At 71.0% G+C, this 24,939-nt stretch carries 26 protein-coding genes; 14 read left to right on the forward strand and 12 right to left on the reverse strand.

The window, feature by feature from the left end:
- Positions 1 to 134: 134 nt before the first annotated feature.
- Genes AB0I15_RS04985 through AB0I15_RS05005 form a run of 5 tightly spaced genes read left to right on the forward strand, consistent with a single transcriptional unit; the run spans position 135 to position 4,767 of the window.
- Positions 135 to 893, forward strand: a complete 759-nt coding sequence (locus tag AB0I15_RS04985; RefSeq protein ID WP_358090291.1) for an ABC transporter ATP-binding protein — start codon at positions 135 to 137, stop codon at positions 891 to 893.
- Entirely contained in the window at positions 890 to 1,606 is a 717-nt protein-coding gene (locus tag AB0I15_RS04990; protein ID WP_358090294.1) for an ABC transporter ATP-binding protein, read from the forward strand. The genes AB0I15_RS04985 and AB0I15_RS04990 overlap by 4 nt, the downstream gene beginning before the upstream one ends.
- 4 nt (positions 1,607 to 1,610) lie before the next feature.
- Positions 1,611 to 2,492, forward strand: a complete 882-nt coding sequence (locus AB0I15_RS04995; RefSeq protein ID WP_358090297.1) for a branched-chain amino acid ABC transporter permease — start codon at positions 1,611 to 1,613, stop codon at positions 2,490 to 2,492.
- Positions 2,489 to 3,490, forward strand: a complete 1,002-nt coding sequence (locus tag AB0I15_RS05000) for a branched-chain amino acid ABC transporter permease (RefSeq protein WP_358090299.1) — start codon at positions 2,489 to 2,491, stop codon at positions 3,488 to 3,490. The genes AB0I15_RS04995 and AB0I15_RS05000 overlap by 4 nt, the downstream gene beginning before the upstream one ends.
- A 5-nt stretch (positions 3,491 to 3,495) precedes the next feature.
- On the forward strand, positions 3,496 to 4,767 hold the full coding sequence (locus AB0I15_RS05005; protein ID WP_358090302.1) for an ABC transporter substrate-binding protein: 1,272 nt from the start codon (positions 3,496 to 3,498) through the stop codon (positions 4,765 to 4,767).
- 4 nt (positions 4,768 to 4,771) lie between these two features.
- Here AB0I15_RS05005 and AB0I15_RS05010 read toward each other — a convergent pair whose 3' ends face one another.
- Entirely contained in the window at positions 4,772 to 5,725 is a 954-nt protein-coding gene (locus AB0I15_RS05010; RefSeq protein WP_358090305.1) for an NAD(P)-dependent oxidoreductase, read from the reverse strand.
- A 63-nt stretch (positions 5,726 to 5,788) separates the two neighbouring features.
- On the reverse strand, positions 5,789 to 7,303 hold the full coding sequence (locus AB0I15_RS05015) for an FAD-dependent monooxygenase (RefSeq protein ID WP_358090308.1): 1,515 nt from the start codon (positions 7,301 to 7,303) through the stop codon (positions 5,789 to 5,791).
- A 73-nt stretch (positions 7,304 to 7,376) separates the two neighbouring features.
- Here AB0I15_RS05015 and AB0I15_RS05020 point away from each other — a divergent pair, with 73 nt between their 5' ends.
- Positions 7,377 to 8,573: a cytochrome P450 gene (locus AB0I15_RS05020; RefSeq protein ID WP_358090311.1), complete on the forward strand. Its 1,197-nt coding sequence runs from the start codon at positions 7,377 to 7,379 to the stop codon at positions 8,571 to 8,573.
- Positions 8,574 to 8,654: 81 nt separating this feature from the next.
- Positions 8,655 to 9,602 (forward strand): AAA family ATPase, encoded by a 948-nt coding sequence (locus AB0I15_RS05025; RefSeq protein WP_358090314.1) that lies wholly within the window; start codon positions 8,655 to 8,657, stop codon positions 9,600 to 9,602.
- Here the strand turns inward: AB0I15_RS05025 and AB0I15_RS05030 are convergent.
- Positions 9,563 to 11,128 carry a ricin-type beta-trefoil lectin domain protein gene (locus tag AB0I15_RS05030; protein ID WP_358090317.1) on the reverse strand — a complete coding sequence of 522 codons (1,566 nt, stop codon included), beginning with the start codon at positions 11,126 to 11,128 and terminating at the stop codon, positions 9,563 to 9,565. The genes AB0I15_RS05025 and AB0I15_RS05030 overlap by 40 nt on opposite strands.
- A gap of 454 nt (positions 11,129 to 11,582) precedes the next feature.
- On the opposite strand from AB0I15_RS05030, the gene AB0I15_RS05035 reads away from it, so the two are divergent.
- A complete protein-coding gene (locus AB0I15_RS05035) occupies positions 11,583 to 11,855 on the forward strand; it encodes a hypothetical protein (RefSeq protein WP_358090319.1) in 273 nt (90 codons plus the stop codon).
- 466 nt (positions 11,856 to 12,321) lie between these two features.
- Here the strand turns inward: AB0I15_RS05035 and AB0I15_RS05040 are convergent, their stop codons facing one another.
- Positions 12,322 to 13,419, reverse strand: coding sequence for a transposase family protein (locus AB0I15_RS05040; RefSeq protein ID WP_358090322.1), 1,098 nt, complete (start codon positions 13,417 to 13,419; stop codon positions 12,322 to 12,324).
- 722 nt (positions 13,420 to 14,141) lie between these two features.
- On the opposite strand from AB0I15_RS05040, the gene AB0I15_RS05045 reads away from it, so the two are divergent.
- The 3 genes from AB0I15_RS05045 to AB0I15_RS05055 are packed head-to-tail and all read left to right on the forward strand — an operon-like array spanning position 14,142 to position 16,606.
- Entirely contained in the window at positions 14,142 to 15,284 is a 1,143-nt protein-coding gene (locus tag AB0I15_RS05045) for a methyltransferase domain-containing protein (protein ID WP_358090325.1), read from the forward strand.
- 36 nt (positions 15,285 to 15,320) lie between these two features.
- Positions 15,321 to 15,452: a hypothetical protein gene (locus tag AB0I15_RS05050; protein WP_358090328.1), complete on the forward strand. Its 132-nt coding sequence runs from the start codon at positions 15,321 to 15,323 to the stop codon at positions 15,450 to 15,452.
- On the forward strand, positions 15,449 to 16,606 hold the full coding sequence (locus AB0I15_RS05055) for a methyltransferase domain-containing protein (protein WP_358090331.1): 1,158 nt from the start codon (positions 15,449 to 15,451) through the stop codon (positions 16,604 to 16,606). Before AB0I15_RS05050 ends, AB0I15_RS05055 begins: the two co-directional genes overlap by 4 nt.
- A gap of 12 nt (positions 16,607 to 16,618) precedes the next feature.
- Here AB0I15_RS05055 and AB0I15_RS05060 read toward each other — a convergent pair whose 3' ends face one another.
- From AB0I15_RS05060 to AB0I15_RS05075, 4 genes are all read right to left on the reverse strand, one after another.
- Positions 16,619 to 17,461, reverse strand: a complete 843-nt coding sequence (locus tag AB0I15_RS05060) for an ABC transporter permease (protein WP_358090334.1) — start codon at positions 17,459 to 17,461, stop codon at positions 16,619 to 16,621.
- The gene (locus AB0I15_RS05065; RefSeq protein ID WP_358090337.1) at positions 17,458 to 18,426 is read right to left on the reverse strand and encodes an ATP-binding cassette domain-containing protein; all 969 of its coding nucleotides are present in this window, start codon (positions 18,424 to 18,426) and stop codon (positions 17,458 to 17,460) included. Before AB0I15_RS05065 ends, AB0I15_RS05060 begins: the two co-directional genes overlap by 4 nt.
- A 10-nt stretch (positions 18,427 to 18,436) precedes the next feature.
- The gene (locus AB0I15_RS05070) at positions 18,437 to 19,009 is read right to left on the reverse strand and encodes an NAD(P)H-dependent oxidoreductase (RefSeq protein ID WP_358090340.1); all 573 of its coding nucleotides are present in this window, start codon (positions 19,007 to 19,009) and stop codon (positions 18,437 to 18,439) included.
- A gap of 149 nt (positions 19,010 to 19,158) precedes the next feature.
- Complete coding sequence (locus AB0I15_RS05075; RefSeq protein WP_358090343.1) at positions 19,159 to 19,737, reverse strand: TetR/AcrR family transcriptional regulator; 579 nt, start codon at positions 19,735 to 19,737, stop codon at positions 19,159 to 19,161.
- A gap of 65 nt (positions 19,738 to 19,802) precedes the next feature.
- Here AB0I15_RS05075 and AB0I15_RS05080 point away from each other — a divergent pair, with 65 nt between their 5' ends.
- Together AB0I15_RS05080 and AB0I15_RS05085 are read left to right on the forward strand one after the other, a co-directional pair.
- Positions 19,803 to 20,687 (forward strand): ABC transporter ATP-binding protein, encoded by an 885-nt coding sequence (locus AB0I15_RS05080; protein ID WP_358090345.1) that lies wholly within the window; start codon positions 19,803 to 19,805, stop codon positions 20,685 to 20,687.
- Positions 20,684 to 22,192, forward strand: a complete 1,509-nt coding sequence (locus AB0I15_RS05085; RefSeq protein ID WP_358090347.1) for a hypothetical protein — start codon at positions 20,684 to 20,686, stop codon at positions 22,190 to 22,192. The genes AB0I15_RS05080 and AB0I15_RS05085 overlap by 4 nt, the downstream gene beginning before the upstream one ends.
- Here AB0I15_RS05085 and AB0I15_RS05090 read toward each other — a convergent pair.
- Genes AB0I15_RS05090 through AB0I15_RS05105 form a run of 4 tightly spaced genes read right to left on the reverse strand, consistent with a single transcriptional unit; the run spans position 22,075 to position 23,771 of the window.
- Positions 22,075 to 22,362: an ATP-binding protein gene (locus tag AB0I15_RS05090; RefSeq protein ID WP_358090349.1), complete on the reverse strand. Its 288-nt coding sequence runs from the start codon at positions 22,360 to 22,362 to the stop codon at positions 22,075 to 22,077. The genes AB0I15_RS05085 and AB0I15_RS05090 overlap by 118 nt on opposite strands.
- A complete protein-coding gene (locus AB0I15_RS05095; RefSeq protein ID WP_358090352.1) occupies positions 22,325 to 22,513 on the reverse strand; it encodes a hypothetical protein in 189 nt (62 codons plus the stop codon). Before AB0I15_RS05095 ends, AB0I15_RS05090 begins: the two co-directional genes overlap by 38 nt.
- Positions 22,510 to 23,043 (reverse strand): hypothetical protein, encoded by a 534-nt coding sequence (locus AB0I15_RS05100; protein WP_358090355.1) that lies wholly within the window; start codon positions 23,041 to 23,043, stop codon positions 22,510 to 22,512. The genes AB0I15_RS05095 and AB0I15_RS05100 overlap by 4 nt, the downstream gene beginning before the upstream one ends.
- Positions 23,040 to 23,771 (reverse strand): response regulator transcription factor, encoded by a 732-nt coding sequence (locus AB0I15_RS05105; protein ID WP_358090357.1) that lies wholly within the window; start codon positions 23,769 to 23,771, stop codon positions 23,040 to 23,042. Before AB0I15_RS05105 ends, AB0I15_RS05100 begins: the two co-directional genes overlap by 4 nt.
- 584 nt (positions 23,772 to 24,355) lie before the next feature.
- Between AB0I15_RS05105 and AB0I15_RS05110 the strand changes: the two genes are divergently transcribed.
- Complete coding sequence (locus tag AB0I15_RS05110; protein ID WP_358090359.1) at positions 24,356 to 24,862, forward strand: hypothetical protein; 507 nt, start codon at positions 24,356 to 24,358, stop codon at positions 24,860 to 24,862.
- Positions 24,863 to 24,939 lie beyond the last annotated feature (77 nt).

Consider the following 24,939-nt stretch of genomic DNA (forward strand, 5'->3'; position numbering starts at 1 on the left):
ACCGGTCCGAGACCCACGCTGTGCTCAGAGGACAACTCGCCGGAAACATCTTGGGTCACCGTGCCCAATGCGGCCGTTGACGGGCCGCTCCTACGCTGAGCCCAACTTCAGAACATTGTTCTCCAGGAGGCCGGATGCTGGAGGTACACGATCTTACCGTTCGCTTCGGCGGCATCACGGCGCTGGACGGCGTGGGGTTCGAGGTGGCGGGCGGTGAGATGGTGGGGCTCATCGGGCCGAACGGCGCCGGCAAGACCACGCTGTTCAACTGCCTGACCCGCCGCTACGACGCCGACTCCGGGAGGATCGCGTACGAGGGTCGGGACCTGACCGCCGTGGCCCCGCACGCCATCGCGCGGCTCGGCATCGCCAGGACGTTCCAGAACCTGGGCCTGTTCCCCCGCCTGTCCGTCCGCGACAACGTACTGGTCGGCGCGCACCACCGGGGCCGCGCCGGCTTCCTGTCCGCCGGGCTGCGGCTGCCCGGCGTGCGCGGCGAGGAGCGCGCCCTGCGCGCGGACGCCGACGCCGTGCTGGAGCGGCTGGGCCTGACCGGGGTGGCCGGGCACCCGGCGACCGGGCTGCCGTTCGGCACCCTGAAACGGGTCGAGCTGGCCCGCGCGCTCGTCGGCCGCCCTCGGCTGCTGCTGCTCGACGAGCCGGTGAACGGGCTGAGCACGGCCGAGGTCGAGGAGTTCGCGGGCACGCTGGGCGCGATCCGCACCGAGTACGACGTCACGGTCGTCGTGGTCGAGCACCACATGGGCTTCGTCATGAGCGTCTGCGAGCGCATCGTCTGCCTGGACTTCGGCCGCAAGATCGCCGAAGGCCCGCCCGAGGAGGTCCAGCGGAACCCGGCCGTGATCGAGGCCTACCTGGGGACGGCCGCATGAGCGAGCTGGTGGTGGACGGTCTGGTCGCCGGCTACGGCGACGCCCGGGTGCTGCACGGCGTGGGCTTCACCGTCCCCCAGGGTGAGATCTGCGCGATCCTCGGGCCCAACGGCGCGGGCAAGACGACGCTGCTGCGGGCGCTGTGCGGCATGGTCAAGCCCCGCGGCAGGGTCACGCTCGGCGGCGTCGATCTCACCGGCCGCTCGCCCGACGCGGTCGCCCGGCTGGGCGTCGCCCACGTGCCCGAGGGGCGCGGCACGTTCATGCCGCTGACCGTCGAGGAGAACCTGCGGCTCGGCGCGTTCGTCCGGCGCGGCCGGGCCTCGGTGGAGGAGGACCTCGGCCGCATCTACACCTACTTCCCGGTCCTGAGGACCCGTCTCAAGCAGGCCGCCGGCAGTCTCAGCGGCGGCGAGCAGCAGATGCTGGCCATCGGCCGGGCCCTCATGCTGCGCCCCCGGCTGCTGCTGCTCGACGAGCCGTCGCTCGGCCTGGCCCCGCTGGTCACCCGGGAGCTGTTCCGCATCGTCCAGGCCATCAACGCAGAGGAGCAGACCACCGTGGTCGTCGTCGAGCAGAACGCCCATCTCGCCCTCGGCATCGCCCAGCAGGCGCACGTCCTGGAGACCGGGCGGATCGTGCTGTCGGGCACGGCCGAGGACATCAGGGCCGACGAACAGGTCGCGCAGTCCTACCTCGGGTACCGGGTGTAGCGCGATGGCCGGATTTCTGCAGCAGGTCGTCGAGGGGCTCGGCGCGGGCGCCATCTACGCCAGCCTGGCGCTGGCACTGGTGCTGATCTACCAGTTCACCGGGATCGTGAACTTCGCCCAGGGCGAGCTGGCCATGTTCTCCACGTACGTCGCCTGGCAGTGCGTGGCCGCCGGGCTGCCGTTCTGGCTGGCGCTGGCGCTCACGCTGGTGGTGTCGTTCGCGGGCGGGATGCTCATCGAGCGGGTGATCATCAGGCCGGTCGAGGGGGCGCCGGAGCTGACGATCGTGATCGTCACCGTCGGGCTGTTCATCTTCGTCAACGCCGCCGCCGGCTGGATCTGGACGTTCCTCATCAAGGACTTCCCGAACCCGTTCCCCGGCGGCGCGCTGCAGGCGGGCGGGATCAGCCTGAGCTTCTCCACGCTCGGCGTGCTCGGCGTGGTGGCCCTCGTCATGGGACTGCTCTACCTGCTGTTCCAGCACACCAAGATCGGGCTGGGGATGCGGGCGGTGGCGACCAACCCCGCCTCCGCGCGGCTGGTCGGCATCCGGGTGGGCTGGACGCTCGCGCTCGGCTGGGGGCTGGCCGCCACCGTGGGCGCGGTGTCCGGTGTGCTGGTGGCCCCGCTGCTGTTCCTGGAGCCCAACATGATGGGCGGCGTCCTCATCTACGCCTTCGCGGCGGCCACGCTCGGCGGCTTCGACAGCCCGCTGGGGGCGGTGCTCGGCGGGCTGATCGTCGGCGTCGCGGAGACCCTGGCCGGCGCGTACGTCGGGTTCATCGGGTCCGACCTCAAGGTGGGAGTGCCACTGGTGATCATCCTCGGCGTCCTGCTGCTGCGGCCCCAAGGGCTGTTCGGGCGAGCGGTGGTGGAGCGGGCATGAGCGAGTCCACGCAGGTCGTCGAGCGGAGCAAGGTGCGGGAGCGGCGGGCGCCCGCGCTCCGATGGCGCTGGGCCGCCCTGGGCCTGCTCCTGGCCGCCGCCGTCTACGCGCCCTTCCAGCTCGTCCCCTTCCACGTCTTCCAGCTCACGATGGTGCTGGTCTACGCGGTGGCGCTGCTCGGGCTCAACCTGCTCGTCGGGCACGCGGGCCAGATCTCCCTCGGGCACGGCGCCTTCTTCGCCATCGGCGCGTACGGGGCCGCGATCCTGCTGCACCGCTGGGACGTGCCGTACCCGCTGACCCTGCCCGTCACGGCCGTGCTGGCGTTCCTGCTGGGCCTGGCCCTCGGGGTGCCCGCCATGCGGCTGCGCGGGCTCTACCTGGCCCTCGTCACCCTCGCCATCGCGATCTTCCTCGTTCCGCTGCTCAAGCGGTTCGAGGAGCTGACCGGCGGCTCCATGGGCCTGACGCTGGCCAAGCCCGCGCCGCCCGCGTGGAGCGGCCTGGCCGAGGACCAATGGCTGTACTTCCTCACCCTGGCCGTCGCCGCCGCCGCGTTCCTGGTGGCCGTGGGGCTGCTGCGGTCGCGCGTGGGGCGGGCGCTGCACGCGATCAGGGACAACGAGGCGGCGGCCGAGGTCATGGGCGTGCGGCTGTCGGTCTACAAGACGCTCGCGTTCGCCTGGAGCGCCATGTTCGCGGGGGCGGCGGGCTGCGTCTACACGTGGGTGATCGGGTTCGTGTCGCCTGACTCGTTCACCGTGAACCTGTCGATCAGCCTGCTGGCCGGCCTGGTCGTCGGCGGTCTCGGCTCGATGGCCGGCCCCGTGCTCGGCGCGCTGTTCGTGGTGTTCGTGCCGAGCATCTCGCAGGGATTCAACGACGTCCCACCCGGCGTCATCTTCGGCCTGCTGATCATCGCGGTGATGTACGTGGCCCCGACGGGACTGGCCGGGCTGGCCGGACGCCTGATCAACAAGATTCCCCGGAAGGAGTAAGAGGGATGCGAGTTTCCGCGATCGGCTGTTCGGCGCTGCTCCTGCTCGCCGTCGCCGCCTGTGGAGGGCGCGACAGCGGGGGCGAGACCGGTGGTACGGCCGCCTCGGGCAAGTGCCAGGGGCAGCAGACGACCGGCATCACCGACAAGAGCATCAAACTGGGCGGCATCTACCCGCTGTCCGGCCCCGCCTCCGCCTATGGGGACATCCCCAAGGGCATCAAGGCGTACTTCGACTACGTCAACGCCGAGAAGAACGGCATCGGCGGGCGCAAGGTCGAGTTCGTCGTCCGCGACGACGGCTACCAGCCGCCCAAGGCCGTGGAGGAGGCCCGCAGGCTGGTCGAGCAGGAGCAGGTGTTCGCCCTGTTCCAGACGCTGGGCACGCCCTCGACGACGGCGACCTGGGACTACACCAACCAGCGCAAGGTGCCGCAGGTGTTCGTGGCCACCGGCGCCTCCAAGTGGGGCTCCGACACCGCGCACCCGTGGACCATCGGCTGGCAGCCCAACTACGTCTCCGAGGCCCGCGTCTACGCCCAGTACCTCAAGCAGGAGAAGCCCGAGGCCACGGTCGCCGTGCTCTACCAGAACGACGACTTCGGCAAGGACCTGCTCGGCGGGTTCAAGCGGGCCGTCGAAGGCACCCAGATCAAGGTCGCGGCCGAGCAGAGCTACGAGGTGACCGACCCCAGCATCGATCCGCAGATGCGCAACCTGGCCGAGTCGAAGGCCGAGGTGTTCCTCAACATCACCACGCCCAAGTTCGGCTCGCAGGCGCTGGCCGCCGACGCCAAGAACACGGGCTGGAACCCGCTGCACATCGTCAACAACGTCGCCGCCTCGATCACCGTGCTCAAGCCCGTCGGGTTCGAGAACGTGCAGGGCGTCGTGTCGAGCTCCTACTACAAGGACCCGAACGACCCCACATGGGCGAACGACCCCGAGATGATGCTCTACAAGCAGAAGATGCAGCAGTACGCGCCCTCGGCCGACCCCAACGTGCCCTATCACACCTTCGGCTGGGCGGCGGCCAACAGCTTCCACAAGGCCATGGAGGCCGCCGCGTGCCCGACCCGGGAGGGACTGCGGGACGCCGTGCGCAACCTCAAGGGTGTCAAGATCGACATGTTGCTGCCCGGGGTGACGATGGACACCGCCCAGGGCGACGGCTTCCCGATCGAGTCGATGCAGCTCATGACGTTCAAGGGTGAGCGGTGGGAGCTGTTCGGCCAGGTGATCGACACCCGCAAGGAGTTCGGCCCGCTGACGGGCTGACCCTTCAGGTGCTGATCGTCCCCGCCCTGACCAGCCAGTCGACCGCTTCGGAGATGGCCTCGAGCGAGGTGTAGCGGGGCCGGTGCCCCAGCACCCGCTCGGCCTTCTCCATGCTGCAGTGCGGGCTGTGCGCGATGTGGTCGAAGGTGATCCGCGCGTCCTCCTTCGACACCGTCTCCCGCCACCGGTCCCACGGCAGGTACGTCAGCCGCGCCTCCCGCCCGAACCAGCCCGCCACCGCCTCGGCGTAACCGCGCAGCGTCAGGGCGGTGGTGGCGACCGAGTGGAAGCTCTCGCCCACGGCCGCCGTCCGGTTGGCGATGGCGTCCATGAACAGCCGGGCCACGTCGTCGGCGTGCACGTGCTGGACGGTCTCCATGCCCAGGTTGGGCAGCGCCAGCTCGGCCCCGTCGGCGAGCGTCTGGAACGCTGCCGGGTTGACGTTGCCCGCCGGGGTGACCGGCACCCATCCGGGGCCGGTGATGTGCCCGGGGTGGATGAGCGTCACGGGGAAGCCCTCGCGGTGGGCCAGGCCCAGCAGGAACTCCTCGATGGCGGCCTTCTGGCGGCCGTATTCGCCGATGGGGCCGCGGGGCCGGTCTTCGGTGGTCGGCACCTGGGCGCTCGGGCCGTGGATCCAGATCGTGCCGCAGTGCAGGAAGTGCCGGACCTGGCCGGAGAGCGCGACGGAGAGCGACCTGGCGCTGGACTCCTTGAAGCAGATCAGGTCGATGACGATGTCGCCTTCGAGCCCGGCGATCCGCCGCCCGAACGTGCCGTCGGCCTCCTCGGCCTCCCGGTCGGCGGTCACGGTGGTGACGCGCTCCCAGGCGCCGTGCGGGCTGTAGGGCTCCCGCTTGCCCCGGCTGACGTTGACCACCTCATGGCCCGCGGCGACGAGCCGGGGGACGAGGTAGGTGCCGATGTGCCCGCTGCCGCCAATCACCACTACGCGCATGCCGACAGCGTAGACCGGTGCCCAGAGCGGCAATAGGGCAGGCGTTCGGCGGAGTGCGCGAAGTCATCGGCCGGAGATCCCGAGCGCCAGCCGCAGCGCACCGGCGGGGTCCTCGCCCCGCCACGCGACGTGCTGGTCCGGCCGTACCAGCGTCAGGGGCTCGCCGGGCAGATCGACGGCGCGCAGCGGAACGCCCAGCTCCCGGGCCTCCTCGACGGCCACGCGGGCGCCCGGCAGGCGCTGGTCCCCGACGAGGCTGAAACCGGGCCCCAGCCGGTCGTACAGGGACTCGCCGGGCGCGAGCCACCGGTGCGGCAGCCGCTCACCGCTGCCCGGGGCGACGACGGGCGAGTCGTCGTAGGTGTACCCCAGCACCAGGTCCAGGCTGTGGAACTCGCTGTCCTTGGTCCTGCGCACGGCCTCCGCCACGGCCGGCCGCACCCGCTCGAACGCGGCCTCGTCGCCCATCAGCGCCGGATCCGCCAGCTCGGGGGCCAGCGTGGCCATGTTCGCGGCGGCCGCCTCGATGGTGTCGGCGGCGATCGGGCGACGCTCGCTCTCGTACGTCGTCAGCAGGCCCTCCGGCGCCCACCCGCGCAGCACCGCGGCCAGTTTCCAGCCGATGTTGACCGCGTCGCCGATCCCGGTGTTGAACCCGTGGCCGCCGTAGGGCGGGTTCTGGTGTGCCGCGTCGCCCGCCAGGAACACGCGCTCGCTCGCGTACCGGTCGGCCAGCAGCATCCGCGCGGTCCACGGGTCGGTGGCCAGGATCTCGACGTCGATGTCGGCACCCGCCAGGTTCCGCACCAGGCGCACCGGGTCCGCGTCCTCCGCCCGTACGCCCTGGGCGATGCACCACCAGGTCTCCTTCAGGTCCAGGCGGCCGACCAGGCCGGGCTGGGCCGGGTTCAGCACCCAGTAGTGCACGGCCGGGCCGTGGGGGATGCGCTCGGCCAGGCCGGGGGCGCGGAAGACGGTGTTGAAGTTGGGCCTGGCGTCCTGGCGGCCCTCGTAGCGGGCGCCGATGGCCTGCCTGGTGACGCTGCGCGGGCCGTCGCAGCCGACGACGTAGCGGGCTCGCACCCGGCGCTCCTCGCCCGTGGCGGAGGTGATCCGTACCGTGACGCCGTCGGCGCCCTCCTGGAGGCCGGACACCTGCCAGCCGGTCAGCAGCGCGGCACCGGCGGCCTCGCGCAGCACCTCCTCCACCAGCGGCTGGGGCGCCTGCTGGCCCGGCTCGGCGGCCAGGTCGGAGCCCGCCAGGTCGAGCCCGAAGCAGCCGCCGATCCGGGTGATCTCCCGCCCGAGCAGGCCGGTGACGAACACCGCCTCGTCCGACCACGACACCGCCAGCGGCGCCCGCGAGCGCAACGTCTCCGCCAGCCCCCACCTGCGTAACAGCTCCATCGAGCGCGCCGAGGTCGTCTTGGCGCGCGGACGCAGCCACGACACCGACGCGCGCGGCTCGACCACCAGGCAGGCGACGCCGTGATACGCCAGCTCGACCGCGGTCGCCAACCCCACCGGCCCGCCTCCAGCGACCAGCACCGGTACGGACTCAGGCGTATCAAGATTCATCTGCTGTCCTATTCGTCCATAACGATCAGAGGCTACCGTTCTACGCACAAATCTGGATGATCAAGGGGATTGCATGAGCGAGACCTCGACGATGCCGCTGCACATGCGGCGGGTGGAGTTCGATCCGGCGCCCGAACTTGCGGCGGCGCGGGACGAGGAGCGGGTCAAGCGGGTCACCACCTCGCACGGCGACCCCGCCTGGCTCGTGATGCGGTACGCCGACGTACGCGAGGTGCTGGGCGACGCCGAACGGTTCAAGGTCGCCCCGCAGACCATCGCCCGGCTGCCCGGCGCGCCGAAGATGACCGAGGAGCAGCTCGCCAAGGTGAAGGCGGGCAACCTGCTCGGCGTCGACCCGCCCGAGCACACGCGGCTGCGCCGGATGCTGACGCCCGAGTTCACCATCCGCCGGATGCGCCGCCTGGAGCCGCGGATCCAGCGCATCGTCGAGGAGCACCTGGACGCCATGGAGGCCGCGGGCGGCCCCGCCGACCTGGTGTCGTCGTTCGCGCTGCCGATCCCGTCGCTGGTGATCTGCGAGCTGCTCGGGGTGCCGTACGAGGAGCGTGACGGCTTCCAGGACCGTACGCGCCGGATGCTCGACATGAGCGTGCCGGGCCCGGAACGCCTGATGCTCCAGTTCGAGCAGCGCGCCTACATGGAGGGCCTGGTCGGCCGCATCCAGGCGAACCCGGGCGAGGAACTGCTCGGCATGCTGGTACGCGAGCACGGCGACGACCTGTCCACCGACGAGCTGGTCGGGATCGGCGGCCTGCTGCTGTTCGCCGGGCACGAGACCACCTCCAACATGCTCTCCCTGGGCACGCTCGCCCTGCTGCGCCACCCCGAGCAGCTCGAGCTCATCAAGAAGGATCCCGAGCGGATCGACGGCGCGGTGGAGGAGCTGCTGCGCTGGCTCAGTATCGTGCATTCCGGCACCACGAAGATCACGACCACGGAGGTCGAGATCGGCGGCCAGACGATCGGGCCGGGTGAGCTGGTGATCTGCGCCCTGCCCGCCGCCAACCGGGACGCGGGGCTCATGGCGGACGCGGACACGTTCGACATCGGTCGCGGCGCGCCTGGCCACGTCGCCTTCGGCCACGGCGTACACCACTGCCTGGGCGCCCCGCTGGCGCGCATGGAGATGCGGATCGCCTTCCCCGCACTGCTGCGGCGCTTCCCCGGGCTGCGCCTCACGGACACCGAGCCCCAATTCCGCTCCTTCAGCATCGTGTACGGCATGTCCTCCCTGGAGGTGACCTGGTAGCCCGCGTCCCGCGCGGCGGCACACCGGCGGGACCCGCCCGCACAGGAAAATGTCGGCGGCGGCGGATAGCGTGCAAGCGTCATGCCTATCGACGTCGCGGCGCACGAGCTGATCGGCAGGGAGCACCCCGCCGCGCTGCTGCGTGCCGAGATCACCAGGGTGATCGGCAGCCACGGCGGCCTGGTGCTGGTCACCGGCGAGGCGGGCATCGGCAAGACCACCCTGGTCACCAGCGCGGCGGGCGAGGCCCGGCGGCTGGGCGCGCTCGTGGTCGGCGGCGCGTGCTGGGATTCCGACGGCGCACCCGGCTACTGGCCGTGGGTGCAGGTCATCCGTGCCCTGCGGCGCGCCGCCGAGCCCGAGGAGTGGGCCGCGGCGGAGCAGGCCGCGGGCGGCAGCCTGGCCGCCCTGCTCGGTGAGGCCCACCCCGCCCCCGAAAGTCCCCAGGCCGACGGCGGCCCGGCGGTCGCCGACGCGTTCCGGCTGTTCGACGCCGTCACCTCCGCCCTGGTCACGCTGTCGCAGCGCCGCCCGCTGGTGATCGTCCTCGAAGACCTGCACGCCTCCGACGCGGCCTCCCTCCGGCTGCTGGAGTTCGCCGCGCGGCAGACGTGGTTCGAGCGCCTGCTGCTGATCGGCACCTACCGCGACGCCGAGGTGGAGCCGGTCGACCACCCGCTGCGCGACCTGCTGTCGCCGCTCGTCGCCAAGGCCACCACCATCACGCTCAACGGGCTCGACGAGGCGGGCGTGGGCGCGCTCATGACCCTTACCGCCGGGCAGGCGCCGCCGTCCGAGCTGCGGGCGGCGGCCGGGCTGGGTGGCCGCACCCGGCGGCTGGGCGACGAGGCGGAGCGCGCCCGCAAGACCGTGACCGCCCGCATCCGCGACGCCCTGCGCAAGCTCGACCGCGCCCACCCCGAGCTGGCCGCCCACCTCCGCGCCGCCGTCTCCACCGGCTCCACCGGCTCCACCGGCTCCACCTGCCGCTACCGGCCCGGCGACGCCCCGATCACCTGGCGTCTCTGAGCCGTCGGGCGCAGCTTCGCCGGGTGAACGGGTGTGTTGGGCGGATAGAGCCAGTCGGGCGTGCGCCACTGCTGGAAGTTCGACCGCGTGCACGGACTCATGGAGAGCGATCGCCCGTCCGGCTCCAACTGCAGGCACAGCCCACTGGCGACGTGCTTGACCTCCCAGTAGAGCCACTCGTGGTAGGGCGAGCGGTAGGTGAGGCGCCAAAGCCGGTCGCCTGCGCCGTCACAGGGCTCGCGGACCGGATAACGCCGCTTCCCCTGGCCGGAGACGGTCAGGCAACGATCCATGCTTCTGATCACGTAGTCGCCCTGAGGGCCGCGCTGATAGCTGAACGCCTGGTTGGCGCGGCCATGGCACTCCCACGTGATCACGCCGGAGCCGATGCCGGTGGCGTCCAGGCAGACGCCGTTGTGCGAGCTGGCCAGCGAACTGCCGAGGTCGGGCAGCCGGTCGGTGATCTGCCAGCGCTGCCCGGGCCGGTCGGCGGCGCAGGCCCGCAGGACCAGCGGGGTGCCCGCCTCGGTGGCGCCCATGCTGGGCTCGGCGCAGAGGTCGCCCTGCGGGGAGGGGAGGGCGAGGACGTGGCCGTCCACCAGGCGCCAGAGCTGGTCGCCGGGGTCGTCGCAGGGCGCCTCGGTGAGGTAGATGCCCTCGGTGACGTGCCGGGCCTCGGGCACCAGGCAGCGCTGGCTGGCCCGGTTGCGGATCCGATGGAAGTACGTGCCGTCGCGCTTGTCGGGTTCGAGGTCCCAGCGATGGGCGGGGACGGGGCTCTTACCGATGACGGAGGGGCCCAGCCTGGCGTGCGGGGGGCCGGAGGAGCCGTTCACGACCAGGTATCTGCCGGGCACGTACAGGGAGAGGATGGTCACGTTCGAGCGCCCGAGCGAGTCGCGTACCTGGGCTTCGGCGTACGTCACGTAGCCGAGGAACGCCGCGGTCGCGCACACCACCGGCACCGTCACGACGACGGCCAGCCTGATGCGGCGGGCGGGCACGACGGGCCAGGGGTCGGCCAGCCTGCGGTAGGCCTGCAGCCACTTCTCCGCCACGGCCCCCGGCACCTCGTGCACCGCGAGAAAGCCACGGATGACGGGCTCGGCCCGCTCGGCGTCGTTCAGCCAGCGGGTCCCCTGCTTGGTGACCTTCTCCAGGTCGTCGCGCGCGTAGGCGCACCCCAGCGCGCCGGCGCGCGCCTCGAGCACGGCGAAGCGCGGCGTCCCGCCGTCCTTGCGCAACTCCTTCAGCAGCCGCTTGTACGTGGCCAGGTCATGCGCGGTGAACGGATCCGTCGCGGTCGCCGTGCGATTGGCCCAGCGCGAGCGCAGCAGGTCGCCCAGCGGCGGGATCACGGAGGCCAGCACGGAGAACAGGATCGCGGGCAGGATGTGGGCCGGATTGAGCTGCGGCCGGCCGTCCGTGGCGAAATTGACGTAGATGCCGGTCAGCACGGAGAAGACCGCGCTGAGCACGGCCACCGCGCCGATCACCAGGATGAGCTCGCGTACGGGACCACGCATTGACCCTCCGCTCGACACATTAGGTCAGGAAATGGTAACGGAGAGTGCGTAGTTCGGTCTCCTGGATGGGCGGCATCCCGACGCGTGAGATGGCAAGCGACAGAGAGCCGCCCACGCTCTGGCCTGGGGGCCAGCCGGGATGGTCGGCGGGCAGCGGAACCTGCGCCGGAGCGTGGGCTAGGAGAGGAACTGCTGCCGGGCCTGCGCGGGCATCACCCGCAGCACCGAGTTCGCCACGATGGCCCCGAGCGGACCAGCATGGTCAGCAGGCCGACCACCTGATCACGCTTTGGCTCGTCTCCTCCTGTCACGTTCCATTTCCGGGCTCTGACCTGTACGTGGCGATGGATTGAGGTACCGGTTGGAGGCGACAGCGTCGCGACAGGAACCAGAAAGGCGACCCGGTTAACGTGACTCACGTCCATAGTTCCTCTTTCCGGGGAGATGGCCGGAAATGAAACTCGTCAAAAGGATGGCGGTCGGTACCGCCATCGCCACCGCAGTACTCGCCCCCGCGATCCCGGCGAGCGCGAACGAAAGCACTCAGTTGCGCGGAGCTGGGCTGTCGGCCGGCAACTCTTCCCAGGTCATGGGCCAATTGGTGGGCCCGTTCTCGAGCATGGCGGAGTGCAGGAGGTCGGAACGGGAATACGACATCCACTACACGATCATCATGACGTGCACAGACCCCGGCGGCCAAGGGCGGTACTGGTTCGAGTACGAGTGAAGCGTTGCGGCACTCGACAATCGACCGGCCCTCCAGGATCACCCCGGTTTCCCGAGCGGAGTCACAGCGGCACGGCCGGCCCGAGTGGCACATCCACCAGCCACGGCCCCTCATCGCCGATCACTTCGCTCGCGCTCTCCGCTTCCACAGCGGTTCGGCCGCCTGATCACACCCCGGCTCCGGGCAGCATCCTGGCCACATCCAGCCGTCCAGCAGTGTCGCATGCCCACCAGCACGCCGCATACCGGTCAGATTCACATCCATCCACCGGGAGACGTGCCAAAGGGGCGTGCTCCCCTCTCGAACGAAAGGAAGTGCTGTGCGCAGACGTACTTTCACTGGGTTCGCGTTGGTTCTCGGCGGCCTCGTCAGTGCCGCTCTCGTACCCTCACCAGCCATCGCAGCAGCGTCCGCGAACACGGTTTCGGTTCAGGCGTGCTGCACGTGGACGTCGGGCGTGACGCCGTCAGAGATGATTGCCCTCCAGATCTTGATGGCCGAGTGGCAACTCAAGATGGCGGCGGGATACACGATCATGGTTGCCGTGGTGGACCCGGTGCCTGGCGGCTACCGGGCCCGGCTGGAATACCACTAGATGTGCCGTCTCGTAAGGTTGGTCACGGCCGAGCAGTCTTGCGCGGTCGTCCCGTGCGGCCGGGGAACGTACCGACCGGTGCGCGAGTAGGTCCGAGGTGACCCCGAGCGTCGCGGCGACGGCCGCCCGTCCCTGGTAGCGGGGGCGGGCGGTCGTCGCGGACGGCTGCTCAGACACTCTGCTTGCCCGTCTGCTGCCGGATCCGCCGCGGGCCTCGCTGAGGCTGCTCCTCCAGTTCGCCGAGTCCCGGGCGAACATGAACACTGCGACTGACCCGCAGGCCCGCTGGCTCTTCCCCGGCCGGAGCGCCCGAGAACCCCTCAACGCAGCCACCATTCGGGAGCAACTCCGGCCGCTCGGCTTCCCCAGCGGCGCCGCCAGGGAGGCCGCTCTGTCCCAGCGCTGCTGAGGCGTCATGCCGGTCTGGCGGTGCGGGGTGAGGTTGTAGGTGTGGCGGATGAACGGGCCGATTGCCTCGTCGAGTTCGGCCAGGCTGAGCCGGGCCTGCGCGGCTCGGCTCTTGCTCCTGTCGGGGGCGTAGCCGGGTAGCGAGAACACCGCCTGGATGTGCAGGTCAGCCATCACCCGCTCCGGGTGGGTGGAGGTGAAGTCGGAGCCGTAGTCGGTGTAGAGCACCTCTGGGATCCCGCACACGTTCCAGGCCGGGTCGCTTTTGCGCCAGATCGCCTGCCGCAGCACCAGCGCCGTCGTCAGCGCCGAGGGCGCCTCCAGGCTGACCGCGTAGCCCGCGATCGCCCGGGAGTGGTCGTCCTCGATCACCGTCGGCCAGGGCCGGGTGGGTTTGCCGGAAGGGGCGATCATCCACAGGTCCAGCAGGGTGTGATCGGCCTGCCAGATCTGGTTCGGCCGATCGGCCTCCCGGCGATGCACCAGATCGAATACCTGGCCGTAGCGCTTGGCGCCTTCATGGGCGAGCATCACCAACGCCGGATCCAGGCTGCGGACCACGCCGTACACGGTGGCGCAACTCGGCACTGGCCAACCCTGCCTGGGGCGACGTCGGTGATCTGGCGGTGCGCCGGGGCGATGCTCGGCGGCGGACGCCGCAGCGCAAGACCATCGATCAGTAGTCGGAGCCGCTCGGGCATGGGCCGCTTGCAGGCGTCGCGCCGGGGCCGGCGCACCAGGCCGGGCAGGCCCGCCCGGCGGTAGCCGGCCGGCCAGCGTTGCAGGGTGCGATAGGGCCGTTCAGATTCGACCGACACCCGCGCCAGCGGCACGTCGTCATCAAGGTGCGGGCGCAACACCCGGTAGCGCTCCAAGGCCAAATTTCGCTGGGAACTGCTCAATTCGCTCCGGGACGGCCGATGCTCGCTCACCCTCTTCATCCTCGAAGGGGCCGCCTCCAGGCCCTCGCGAGGTAGGTCGGGCAGGTGGTCGGCCTCAATTCTTCGCAGGTATGCCGGAAAACGCTCAATTCAAGGCAGCACGTCACCCGCTGCTCAAAGTCACAGCTTCCTGGGTGCGAAGGGTTGTCCTTCTTGGGCTCATCGCCGTGCTTGCCGCCCATGTCATCTCCTCTTGTGAGTAGATACGTCTAACTGCGTGGGCAGATATGACACCTGTATTTTCTTGTTGGCAACATGTATTCTCCTCCTGGCCATCGAGACGAAGGAGAGCGCCAGGGTGGGCAGGCACGCGGACACTGAAGGCAAGGACGGTGCGAAGTAGTGGACGAGGCGATCGTTCAGGGCGTGGAGCGCCTCGTCGCGCACGTCAGAGAGGTTGACGGCGTCCGCGGGTTCGTCGCCAGGGCCATGCGCGCGGTGCCCCGCCACCAGTTCATCCCGGACGTGGCACTGGTCGTCCCCGGCGACCCCGAGAAGGCGTTCGTCATCGACCGGGAGCGCGATCCCGTCACCTGGCGCGACATGGTCTACTCCGAACACGCCATCGTCACCCAGCTCGACGAGGGACGGACCGACATCAGGGCCGGGGCGGGCGCGTACACCTCCTCCTCGTCCGCTCCCAGCACCGTCGCGTACCTTCTCACGCTTCTGGACCCCGAGCCGGACGACCGGGTGCTGGAAGTCGGCACGGGCACGGGCTGGACGGCCGCGCTGCTCGACCACCTGGTCGGGACGCAGGGCGCCGTGACGACGATCGAAGTGGACGGGGCCGTGGCCGCGCGGGCCGCCAAGAATCTCGCCGCCGCCTCCGTCGGGGCGCACCTGGTGGTCGGTGACGGCGCCGATGGTTTTCCGCAGGGGGCGCCGTACGATCGCGTGCACGTCACCTGCGGCGTACGCAAGGTCCCCTATGCGTGGATCGAGCAGTGCCGGCCCGGAGGGGTCATCGTGGCCCCGTACTGTCCGGGGTTCGGTGACAATCATGTGCTGCGGCTGGTGACCCTGCCGGACGGCACCGCGGTCGGCCGGTTTCCCGGTTACGCGTCGTACATGATGATGCGCTCGCAGCGCCCCGCCACATACGCCCCCGACGACGGGAGCGGCCTGCGCCGGCCCACCGAGGTGCACCCGCGCACCATCGGGCTCGCACCACCCGGCGCCGACCTCGCCATGGCGGCCATCACCGGCCTGTACGCGCACATCGGGCGGGAGGAGACCCGCTTCCTCAGCTACGTGCTCGACCCGGCCGCCCCCGGTCAGTGGGCGGTCGCCATCCATCACCGCGGCGACGCCGAGCACACCGTCTACCAGATGGGCGACCGGCCCCTGTGGGACGAGGTGACCGACGCCTACTTCCGGTGGGTGAGCTGGGGGAAGCCGGGGCGGGAGCGGTTCGGGATGACGGTGACGGAGGAGGGGCAGCGGGTGTGGCTGGACATGCCTGATCAGGTGATCGGCAAGTGATGGGTAAGCGCCGATCGAGTCGACAAGGAGGTTGACATGGGTGGCAAGCACGAAGGCGGCAAGAAGAGGGACGAGCCCTTGAAGCCCGTCAAACCGAATCCGGATCAGCAATCCGGCGGGGGACGGCACGGCGGCGGGAAGGGCAACGCGGGCGGCGGCAAGAAGTGACCGCATCGTCTGCGATGGTCGAGGCGCTGATCGCCGAGGTCAGCGCCATCGTCCAGATCGAGGAGCACACACGTCAGGCGTTCCGGGCCGTTCCACGCCACCTGTTCATCCCACCCGTCGGACAAGCCTTCACCCCCGAGGGCGACCACCGGCTCATCGACCGCGATGCCGATCCTGACGACTGGTGGAGCGCCGTCTACAGCGACACGTCCGTCGTCACCCAGCTCGACGACGGCGCCACCGACATCACCGACATCACCGAGGGGGCAGGGGAGTGCACCTCGTCGGCATCCGCGCCGAGTACCGTCGCGGACCTGCTGCGCTGGCTTGATCCGCTCTCCGGGCACCGGGTGCTGGAGGTCGGGACGGGCACCGGATGGTCGGCGGCCCTGCTCACGCACATCGTCGGCGCCGGCCACGTCACCTCGATCGAGGTGGATCGGACGATCGCCGACCAGGCCGCCAAGAATCTGGCGGCCGCCGGGCTCCATGCACGGTTGATCGTCGGCGACGGCGCGGAGGGCTTCCCCGATCAGGCGCCCTATGACCGTGTCCATGTCACCTGCGGTGTCCGAACCGTGCCGTACGCCTGGCTGGAGCAGTGCCGTCCCGGCGCGGTGATCGTGCTCCCTTACTGCCCCGGCTTCGGCACCGGCCATGGGCTGCGCCTGGTCGTGACGCCGGACGGGAGCGCGCACGGCCGCTTTCCCGGGTTCGCCTCCTACATGATGATGCGCTCCCAGCGCGAACCCGCAGACCTGCCGCCGCGCGACCTCGACGCCGAACACCGGCTCACCACGACGATGGATCCACGCACGATCGCCTTCGCCCCGCCCGGTGCCGACCTGGCCATCGCGGCGCTGACCGGCTTGACCTCCGTGGGCGGCTACACGGAGGACGAGGAGGGCGGGCTGTACCGGCTGTGGCTGTCGAGTCCCGCCGACCCCTACTCGTGGGGGACGGTGAAGTGGCGGCCCCACAGCACGGACTACGACATTTACCAGGCGGGCGACCGGCCCCTGTGGGACGAGGTGACCGACGCCTACTTCCGGTGGGTGAGCTGGGGGAAGCCGGGGCGGGAGCGGTTCGGGATGACGGTGACGGAGGAGGGGCAGCGGGTGTGGCTGGACATGCCCGATCAGGTGATCGGCTGAGGGGAGGGCCCCCTACTTGCGGTTGTACAGCCGCATGGTGAGGGTGCCGAAGATGGCGATGAAGGCCACCGACGACACCAGGACCCAGGTGATCTCCCCCAGGTCAGGGGTGCCCGCCATCAGTGACCGGACCGAGGTCACCAGGTGTGAGATCGGGTTGGCGGTGACGAACACCTGCAGCCAGCCGGGCATCGTCGAGGGGTCGACGTAGACGTTGCTCAGGAAGGTCAGCGGGAACAGCACCAGCATGCTGACCCCCATCACCGACTTCTCGCTGCGCATCAGGAGCCCGAACATCGTCCACACCCACGAGAACGCGAACGAGAACGCCAGCAACAGCACGATCGCGGCCACCGCCCCGGTGAGCCCGCCCTGTGGGCGGAAGCCCATCACCAGCCCGACCAGCAGGATGACCGTGGAGGCCATCGTGTAACGCAGGATGTCGCCGAGCAGGTAGCCGACCATGGTGGACGGCCGCCAGATGGGCAGCGTGCGGAAACGGTCGAAGACGCCCTTCTCGATGTCCTTGTTGACCTCCACGCCGGTGTACATGGTGATCATCACGACGCTGGTCACCATGATGCCCGGCAGCAGGAACTGCAGGTACTCCGTCGGCGACCCGGCCAGCGCGCCGCCGAACAGGTACGTGAACATCAACGTCATCATCAGCGGGAACGCGGTCACGTCGAACAACTGCTCGGGCACGTGCTTGACCTTCAACATCGCCCGCCAGCCGAAGGTCATCGACGCCGACCACGCGCTCGGCCGGGATGGTTTCGCCCCCGGGGCCAGGACCATGGCGAGGGCCTCGGCGGCGGGCGTGTACGTGGTTCCGGACTCGGTGGTGGTGCTCATGCTGCTGCCTCCTCGGTGGCGGGGTGGTCGGTGAGGGCGAGGAAGACCTCGTCCAGGCTGGGCTGGCCCAGGGAGAAGTCGTCGACGACGATGCCCGCCTCGGCCAGCCGCCCGAGGGCGCGTGAGGCCTGGATGGCCTCGTTGCCGCCCCCGGTGATGCGGGCGGTCAGCGCGACCGGGTCCGACTCCAGGTAGACGGGCGCGTCGAGCGTCTCGGCGAGCACACGCTCGGCGTCGGGGCGGGTGGCGGGGTCGCGCAGCCGTACGTGGACCGAGCCCGACCCGACGGACGACTTCAGCTCGCCGGGCGTGCCCTCGGCGATCAGCCGGCCGTGGTCGATGACCGCGATGCGCGCGGCCAGCCGGTCGGCCTCCTCCAGGTATTGGGTGGTCAGCAGCACCGTGGTGCCGTGGGCCACGACGATGCGGACGATGTCCCAGACCTGGTTGCGGCTGCGCGGGTCGAGGCCGGTCGTGGGCTCGTCGAGGAAGAGCAGGTCGGGCGTGTTGAGGATGCTGGCCGCGATGTCGATGCGCCGCCGCATGCCCCCCGAGTACGTCTTGACCTGCCGCCCCGCGGCCTCCGACAGCCCGAACGCCTCCAGCAGCTCCGCCGCCCGCTCCCTGGCGGCCGGTTTGCGGTGACCGAGGAGGCGGCCGAGGAGGATGAGGTTCTCCGCGCCGGTCATCTCCTCGTCCACGGAGGCGTACTGGCCGGTCAGGCTGACCCGGCTGCGTACGGCGTCCGCCTCGCGCACCACGTCGTGCCCGAACACGGTCGCCTCGCCGGCGTCGGGGCGCAGCAGCGTGGCCAGCATGCGTACGGCGGTCGTCTTGCCGGCGCCGTTGGGCCCGAGCACGCCGTAGACGGCGCCGGCCGGCACGGTGAGGTCGAGGCCGTCCACGGCGCGGGTGTCGCCGAAGACCTTGACCAGGCCGGAGGTCTGTATGGCTGTTTCTGGCATAGCGGTCCTTTCATGAAACGTAAGGCTGGGCGCGGCGGCCCTCGCGCAGCGTGTGGCCCCACCAGGTGAGCTGGTCGAGCATGGCCCCGACGGCTCGCACGCGGCCGTCGGTGTCGCGGGGGCGGCCGTGTTCGTCCACGTCGTCGCCGAGCAGGTCGATGCCCACCCAGTCGCGCGTGGTCACGGCGTGCAGGGCGCCGAAGACCGTACGGAGCTGCTCGACCGCGTAGTGGCCGGCCGAGCCCGAGCCGTAGGAGACGAACCCGACCGGCTTGGCCTGCCACTCGTCGTAGGCGAAGTCGATCGCCTGCTTGAGGGAGGCGGGGAAGCTGCGGTTGTACTCGGGAGTGATCACCACGAAGGCGTCCGCGCCGCCGACGGCCGAGGTGAAGTCGCGCATGGACGGCGTCGCCTCCTCGGGGTAGCAGCCGGGGAAGGCGTAGCGGGCCAGGTCGAGCACCTCGACGGCGAGCTCCTCGCGCCGCCGCGCCCATGCGGCGAACCAGGCGCCGACGGTGTCGCAGACGCGGCCGATCCGGGTGCTGCCGATGATCACCGCGACGTTCAGTGGATCGCTCCCCATGTTCCGCCCCCCTTCACCCTTGAGGCGCTAGGTCGCCCGCTAGATCGGATCTAGCGGGCGAGATCTAGCGGGTCAGCTCTGGTGCGGGCGGGCTCGGGCGGGTGGAGGTCCGGCGGGCGGGCTCGGGCGGGTGCGGTCCGGCGGGCGGGCTAGCGGGTGAAGCCCGCCAGGGCGTGGCGGCAGGCGCGTCCGGCTTCGGCCAGGGTCTCCTCGTCGGGCCGGCCCTCGCTCATGGCCACCGCCGCCGTCGCGCTGATGGCCCCGATCGCCGCCCCCACCATCGCGTACGCGGTCATCCGGTCGAGCTCGCAGGCGTCCGCCAGCGCCGTGGCCAACCGGTCCAGCCGGGTGTTCGAGCGGTCGACGGACGCCCTCGGCGAGAGGATCGGCAGCTCGACCGCCGTCCCGACAAGCCCGACGTTCAGCCCCAGCGTCCAGCTCTCCGCGAGCATCTCGTCGAACGCCCTGGCCAGCAGCGCGGCCGGTGACTCGCCAGGGGCCCGCGAGCCGATCACCTCGACGGCGGCGTCCAGCCGCTCGGCGCTGTTGGTGACGATCACGTCCGCCTTGTGCCGGAAGTAGGTGAAGAACGTGCGGGTGGAGACGCCGGCCGCCGCCGCGATCTGCTCCACAGTGGTGGCCTCGTAGCCCTGCTCGTCGAACAGCCGCCCGGCGGCGTCCATGAGCGCCTGCCTGGTGCGCTGCTTCTTCTGCTCCCGCCACGACATGGCGGCCATGATATTGCAATCCATGCATATTTACAGGACTGCAAAATTTGCGTAGCGTGCCAGCCATGGAACCCGTGATCGCGGTGAACGGTCTGGTGAAGACGTACGGCCGGGTCCGCGCGCTGGACGGCCTCGACCTGCGGGTGGACGCCGGAGAGATCCACGGCTACCTCGGCCCGAACGGCGCGGGCAAGACCACGACCCTGCGCGTCCTGCTGGGCCTGCTGCGCTCCGACGCGGGCGAGGTCCGGCTGCTGGGCGGGCATCCGTGGCACGACGCCGTACGCCTGCACCGCCGCCTGGCGTACGTGCCCGGCGACGTCACCCTGTGGGACGAGCTGACCGGCGGCGAGACCCTCGACCTGCTCGGCCGCCTGCACGGCCGGGTGGACGAGGGCCGCCGCGCCGAGCTGATCGACCGGTTCGCGCTGGACCCGGGCAAGAAGGCCCGCACCTACTCCAAGGGCAACCGGCAGAAGGTCGCGCTGATCGCGGCGCTGGCGGCGCGGGCCGAGCTGCTCCTGCTGGACGAGCCCACCTCGGGCCTCGACCCGCTGATGGAGGCCGAGTTCCGCCGCTGCCTGGCCGAACGCCGCGACCAGGGGGTCACGATCCTGCTCTCGAGCCACATCCTGGCCGAGGTGGAGGCCCTGTGCGACCGGGTGAGCATCGTCCGCCAGGGCCGCGTCGTCGAGTCGGGCACCCTGACCGAGTTGCGCCACCTCACCTGGACTTCGATCACCGCCCGGCTGGAGCGCCCCCCGGACCGGCTGGACGGCGTACACGACCTGGAGATCCACGGCACCGAGGTGAGCTTCCGCGTGGACAGCGGCCGGGCGGGCGAGGTGCTCACGCGGCTGACCGGGTTCGGACTGGTCGATCTCACGGCGCAGCCGGCCACGCTGGAGGAGCTGTTCCTGCGCCACTACCGTGAGCCGGTCAAGTCGTGAACGGGCGGTTCGCCGGGGCCGTCACGCTCGTCCGTCTCATCGCCCGCCGCGACCGGGGACTGATGGCGCTCTGGGTGGGCGTGGCCGTCGCGGTGCCGCTGTTCAACGCCTACTCGCTGGCCGCGCTGCTGCCGACCGAGGCGGCCCGGGTGGCGTTCGCGGAGATCAGCGCGGCCAACCCGATCGCGACGGCGTTGCTCGGCCGCGTCCACGACACCTCCATCGAGGGCCTGGTCGCCTGGCGGTCGAGCGTGCAGAGCCTGCTCATCACGGGTCTGGCCGGGCTGCTGTTCGCCGTCCGGCACACCCGCGCCGAGGAGGACGCGGGCCGCCGGGAGCTCGTGGCCGCGAACGCCGTCGGCAGGCACGCCGCCATCAGCGCCGTCATGGTGCTCGCCGCCGCCGTCAACCTGGTCATCGTCGCGCTGCTGGCGGCCGGGCTGCCCCTCGGGTTCGGCTACCCGGTCGGGGGATCGCTGCTGTTCGGGCTGACGGCCGGGGCGGGCGGGACGATGTTCGCCGCCTGCGGGCTCCTCGCCGCGCAGCTCTGCCAGAGCGCGCCGCTCGCGCGTACCGTCGCCGTGGGCGTGCTGGTGGCGGGGCTCGTGCCGGGCGTGGTGGTGCCGGAGGAGCGGATCGGGATCCTTCCCGCCGGGTGGCCGCGCGTCGCCCGTGCGTACGGGGACGAGCGGTGGTGGGTGCCGCTGGTTCCGCTGGCCTTCGCGGTCGTGCTCGGCCTGGCCGCGTACGTCCTCTCGGCCCGCCGCGACCTGGGCGCGGGCCTGCTGCCCGATCGCGCGGGCAGCACCGGCCCGGTGCGAGGCAAGCTGAGGAGTCCGGCCGGGCTGGCCTGGCGGCTGTACGGCGGGCAGGCGGCCACCTGGACGATCGCCCTGGGTACGGCCGGGCTGGGGGTCGGCTGGGTGTCCACGTCGTTCGAGGCCGGCACGCTGACGGGGCACACCCTGCTGGAGATCTTCACGTACGTCTTCTGCATGCTCGTCGCCTGCCTGACGGTGGTGGCGGCGCTGCGGCCGTACGCCGAGGAGCGGCGCGGTCGCGCGGAGCCGCTGCTGGCCCTGACCGGCAGGTCGCGGTGGTTGTCCGGACACGTCGCGCTCGGCCTCGCCACGCCGGTGGCGATGCTGCTGGCCGTGGGTCTCGGCACGGGGCTCGGCGCCGGAGCGCCGCTCGCCCAACTGGGCAGGGCCCTGCTCTTCGTGCCCGCCGCCTGGGCCGTCGCGGGCCTGACGATCGCCGCGTACGGCCTGCGCCCCCGCGCCGCCGCCCCCGCCGCCTGGGGGACGATCGTGCTCTCGGCCCTGTGCGTGGCGCTGTGGGAGGGCGGGACGATCGGCGAGACGGCGTTCCTGCTCACCCCGTTCGGCTACGGCCATCCCGCGCTCTCACCCGGGTTCCTGGCCCCGGCCGCGTTCGCCCTGGTCGCCGCCGTGCTCGTGGGCGTCGGCGGCGCCGCCTTCGCGAGGAGGGACCTGATCGGGTGAGGCAGGCCGAGCGTGAACACCGTGTTCCCCGGAACACTGCTCACCTCCACCCGCCCGCCGTGCGCCGCCGCGACCGCCGACACGATCGCCAGGCCGTGCCCGCTGCCCCCGGCCACACGCGAGCGCGACCCGTCACCCCGCGCGAACCTGCCGAACACGTGCGGCAGCACCTGCGGCGGGATGCCCGGGGTTACGGGGCGCCGCCGCGTAGGCGTCGCTGACCGCGTTGACCACGATCGGCGACAGGTCCAGCTCCACCCGTTCGAGCGGGCGGCCCGCGTCCAGTCTGGCCAGCAGCAGGTTCTCGACCAGCGTGGTCATCCGGCCCGCCACGGCCCCGGTGCGCGGGTCGGTGTCCACCTCCGGTACGCGGGCCAGGCGCACGGCGTCGCCGGTCGCGAGGGGCGACTCCGACACCCGGGTCGCGGTGGCGGCCAGGCGGCCGAGGGGCGGACGGCGCGGCGTACGAGCAGGGTGCAGGCCACGGCCGTCACCGCCACGCCCGCCGGCGTCACCGCCGCCTCCACCACGACGAGCCTGGTAAGCGTGGCCTGCACGCCGGTGACCGGCAGCCCCGTGACGAGCTGGTCGCCGTCGGGGGCCCGCACCCGCGCCCCGAACGTGTCCACCGACTGCCCCGGGAACAGCAGGAACGCCACCTCGCGGGCCTCGGGTGGCGGCTGCGCCGCGGCGCTGGTGGCGCGGCGGGCGGCCGAGCCGACCTGGAGGTCGAGCCGATCGGTGAGGAAGTCGTTGAACAGCAGGGTCGTCGCGGTGGCGATGACGGCGGAGACGACGGCGAGCAGCGCGATCGAGGAGAGCACGAGCTTCGTCTCCAGCGACATCGTCATCCGGCGGGTCTGATCGTGTAGCCGACCCCGCGCACGGTGTGGATCATGGGCTTGCGCTGGGCGTCGATCTTGCGGCGCAGGTAGGAGATGTACAGCTCGACCACGTTGCTCTGGCCGCCGAAGTCGTAGGCCCACACCCGGTCGAGGATCCGCGCCTTGCTGAGGACGCGGCCGGGGTTGTGCATGAGGAAGCGCAGCAGCTCGAACTCGGTGGGGGTGAGCCTGATCTCCTTGCCGTCCCGCCGTACCTCGTGGGTCTCCTGGTCCAGCGTCAGGTCGCCGACGACGAGGCCGGCGTCCGGGCGTACGCGTGCGGCGCCGGAGCGGCGCAGCAGGCCGCGCAGCCTGATGACGACCTCCTCCAGGCTGAACGGCTTCGTGACGTAGTCGTCGGCCCCCGCCCGCAGCCCGACGAGCCGGTCCTGGACGGAGTCCCGCGCGGTCAGGAACAGCACCGGCACCCCCGGCAGCACCGCGCGCAGCCTGGGCAGGAGCTTGATCCCGTCCATGTCGGGCAGCATGACGTCCAGGACGATCGCGTCCGGCCGGAACCCGCGCGCCGCGCGGATGGCCTCGCCGCCGTCGTGGGCGCAGCGCACGTCCCAGGACTCCTGCCGCATGACCATGGACAGGAGCTCCGTCAGCGGGGGCTCGTCGTCGACGACGAGGATGTTGATCGAGCCTCCGTCGGCTCGGCGCACGGGCGCGCTGGTCGTGTGCATGCTCATGACGATGACGGTCCTGGATGAGGGTTTGATGAACCCGCTGTGAGGACGGGCTTGAACAGCGGAAGGGCCCGGCGCGGTGGCCGGGCCCTTCCTATCCCTTTAAGACTTGCTCAGAGCTACCCAGAGCCCACCCCTTCCCTCGGAATCTGCTTTAGAACAACTTTCCGGACCAGACATTGGCGGCGGAGGCGTAGACGCCGTAGGTCTCGGCGTCCAAGGACGCCGAGCCGATGTAGTCCACGCGGTCGTAGTAGCCGTGGTCGCCCTTTGTTCTTCGACTTGGAGGTGGAGGTGGTGGTGCCGGTCGGCGCCGTGATCTGCGCGGGATCTTGACGCCGTACGTGTTCGGCGAGGCGGGTGCGGATCCTGAGAGCGAATCCGGAAAAAGACTGAGTTTTCCCTAAGAGAATCTATGTGTTGCACATCACTGCCCCCAGGTCAGGGCGATGACCTGCACTTATCCAACTCATAAGCGCATGACAGGCGCTTCTCATATTCGGTCGGCAGAGTGCAGGGCAAGCGGATGACCTTCGGGGCTGAATTCAGATGTTCGGCCAGGTCCGTCCCGGATTGGATTTCCACTCGTGCGCTTCGCCAAGCCTTTCACCGTCACCATCGCCAGCGCCGCCCTCATCGCCCTCCCCTTCGCGGGCTCGGCCCTCGCCGACGGTGCCCGCCCGCACCCCACCCCGACCGCCACCACCACTGCCAGGGCCCCGCAGCCGACGCACTCGACGCCCGCCAAGTCGCCCGCCAAGTCGCCCGCCAAGGGGACCGAGCGGCATGAGGAGACCAGGGACTCCGGGCACCGGCAGCAGCAGGTCTCCCTCAAGGTGGCCGTCAACCCGAGCCGCGTCCGGGCAGGCTCGTCGTACGGGGTGACGATCCTCGTCAAGGGCCTCTCGTCGGGCACGGCCACCGTCACGAGCCCTGAGGGCAAGACGTACCGGGTCGGGCTCTCGGGCGGCCAGGCGACGAAGACCCTGACCGTGCCGTCGAAGGCGAGGCCGGGCAGCAGGACGGTGACCGTCAAGGTCGGCAACAAGACCGCCACGGCCGCGTTCACGGTGACCTCCGGCAAGCGCGGGTAGCCCACCCTCAGGCCGAAGGGGCGCTTCGCGCGGGGGAGTCAGACGCATTCGCCTAAGGTGCCTACGGCGCGACCCCC

The organism is Nonomuraea sp. NPDC050643 (assembly GCF_040654715.1).
Taxonomy (GTDB): Bacteria; Actinomycetota; Actinomycetes; order Streptosporangiales; family Streptosporangiaceae; genus Nonomuraea.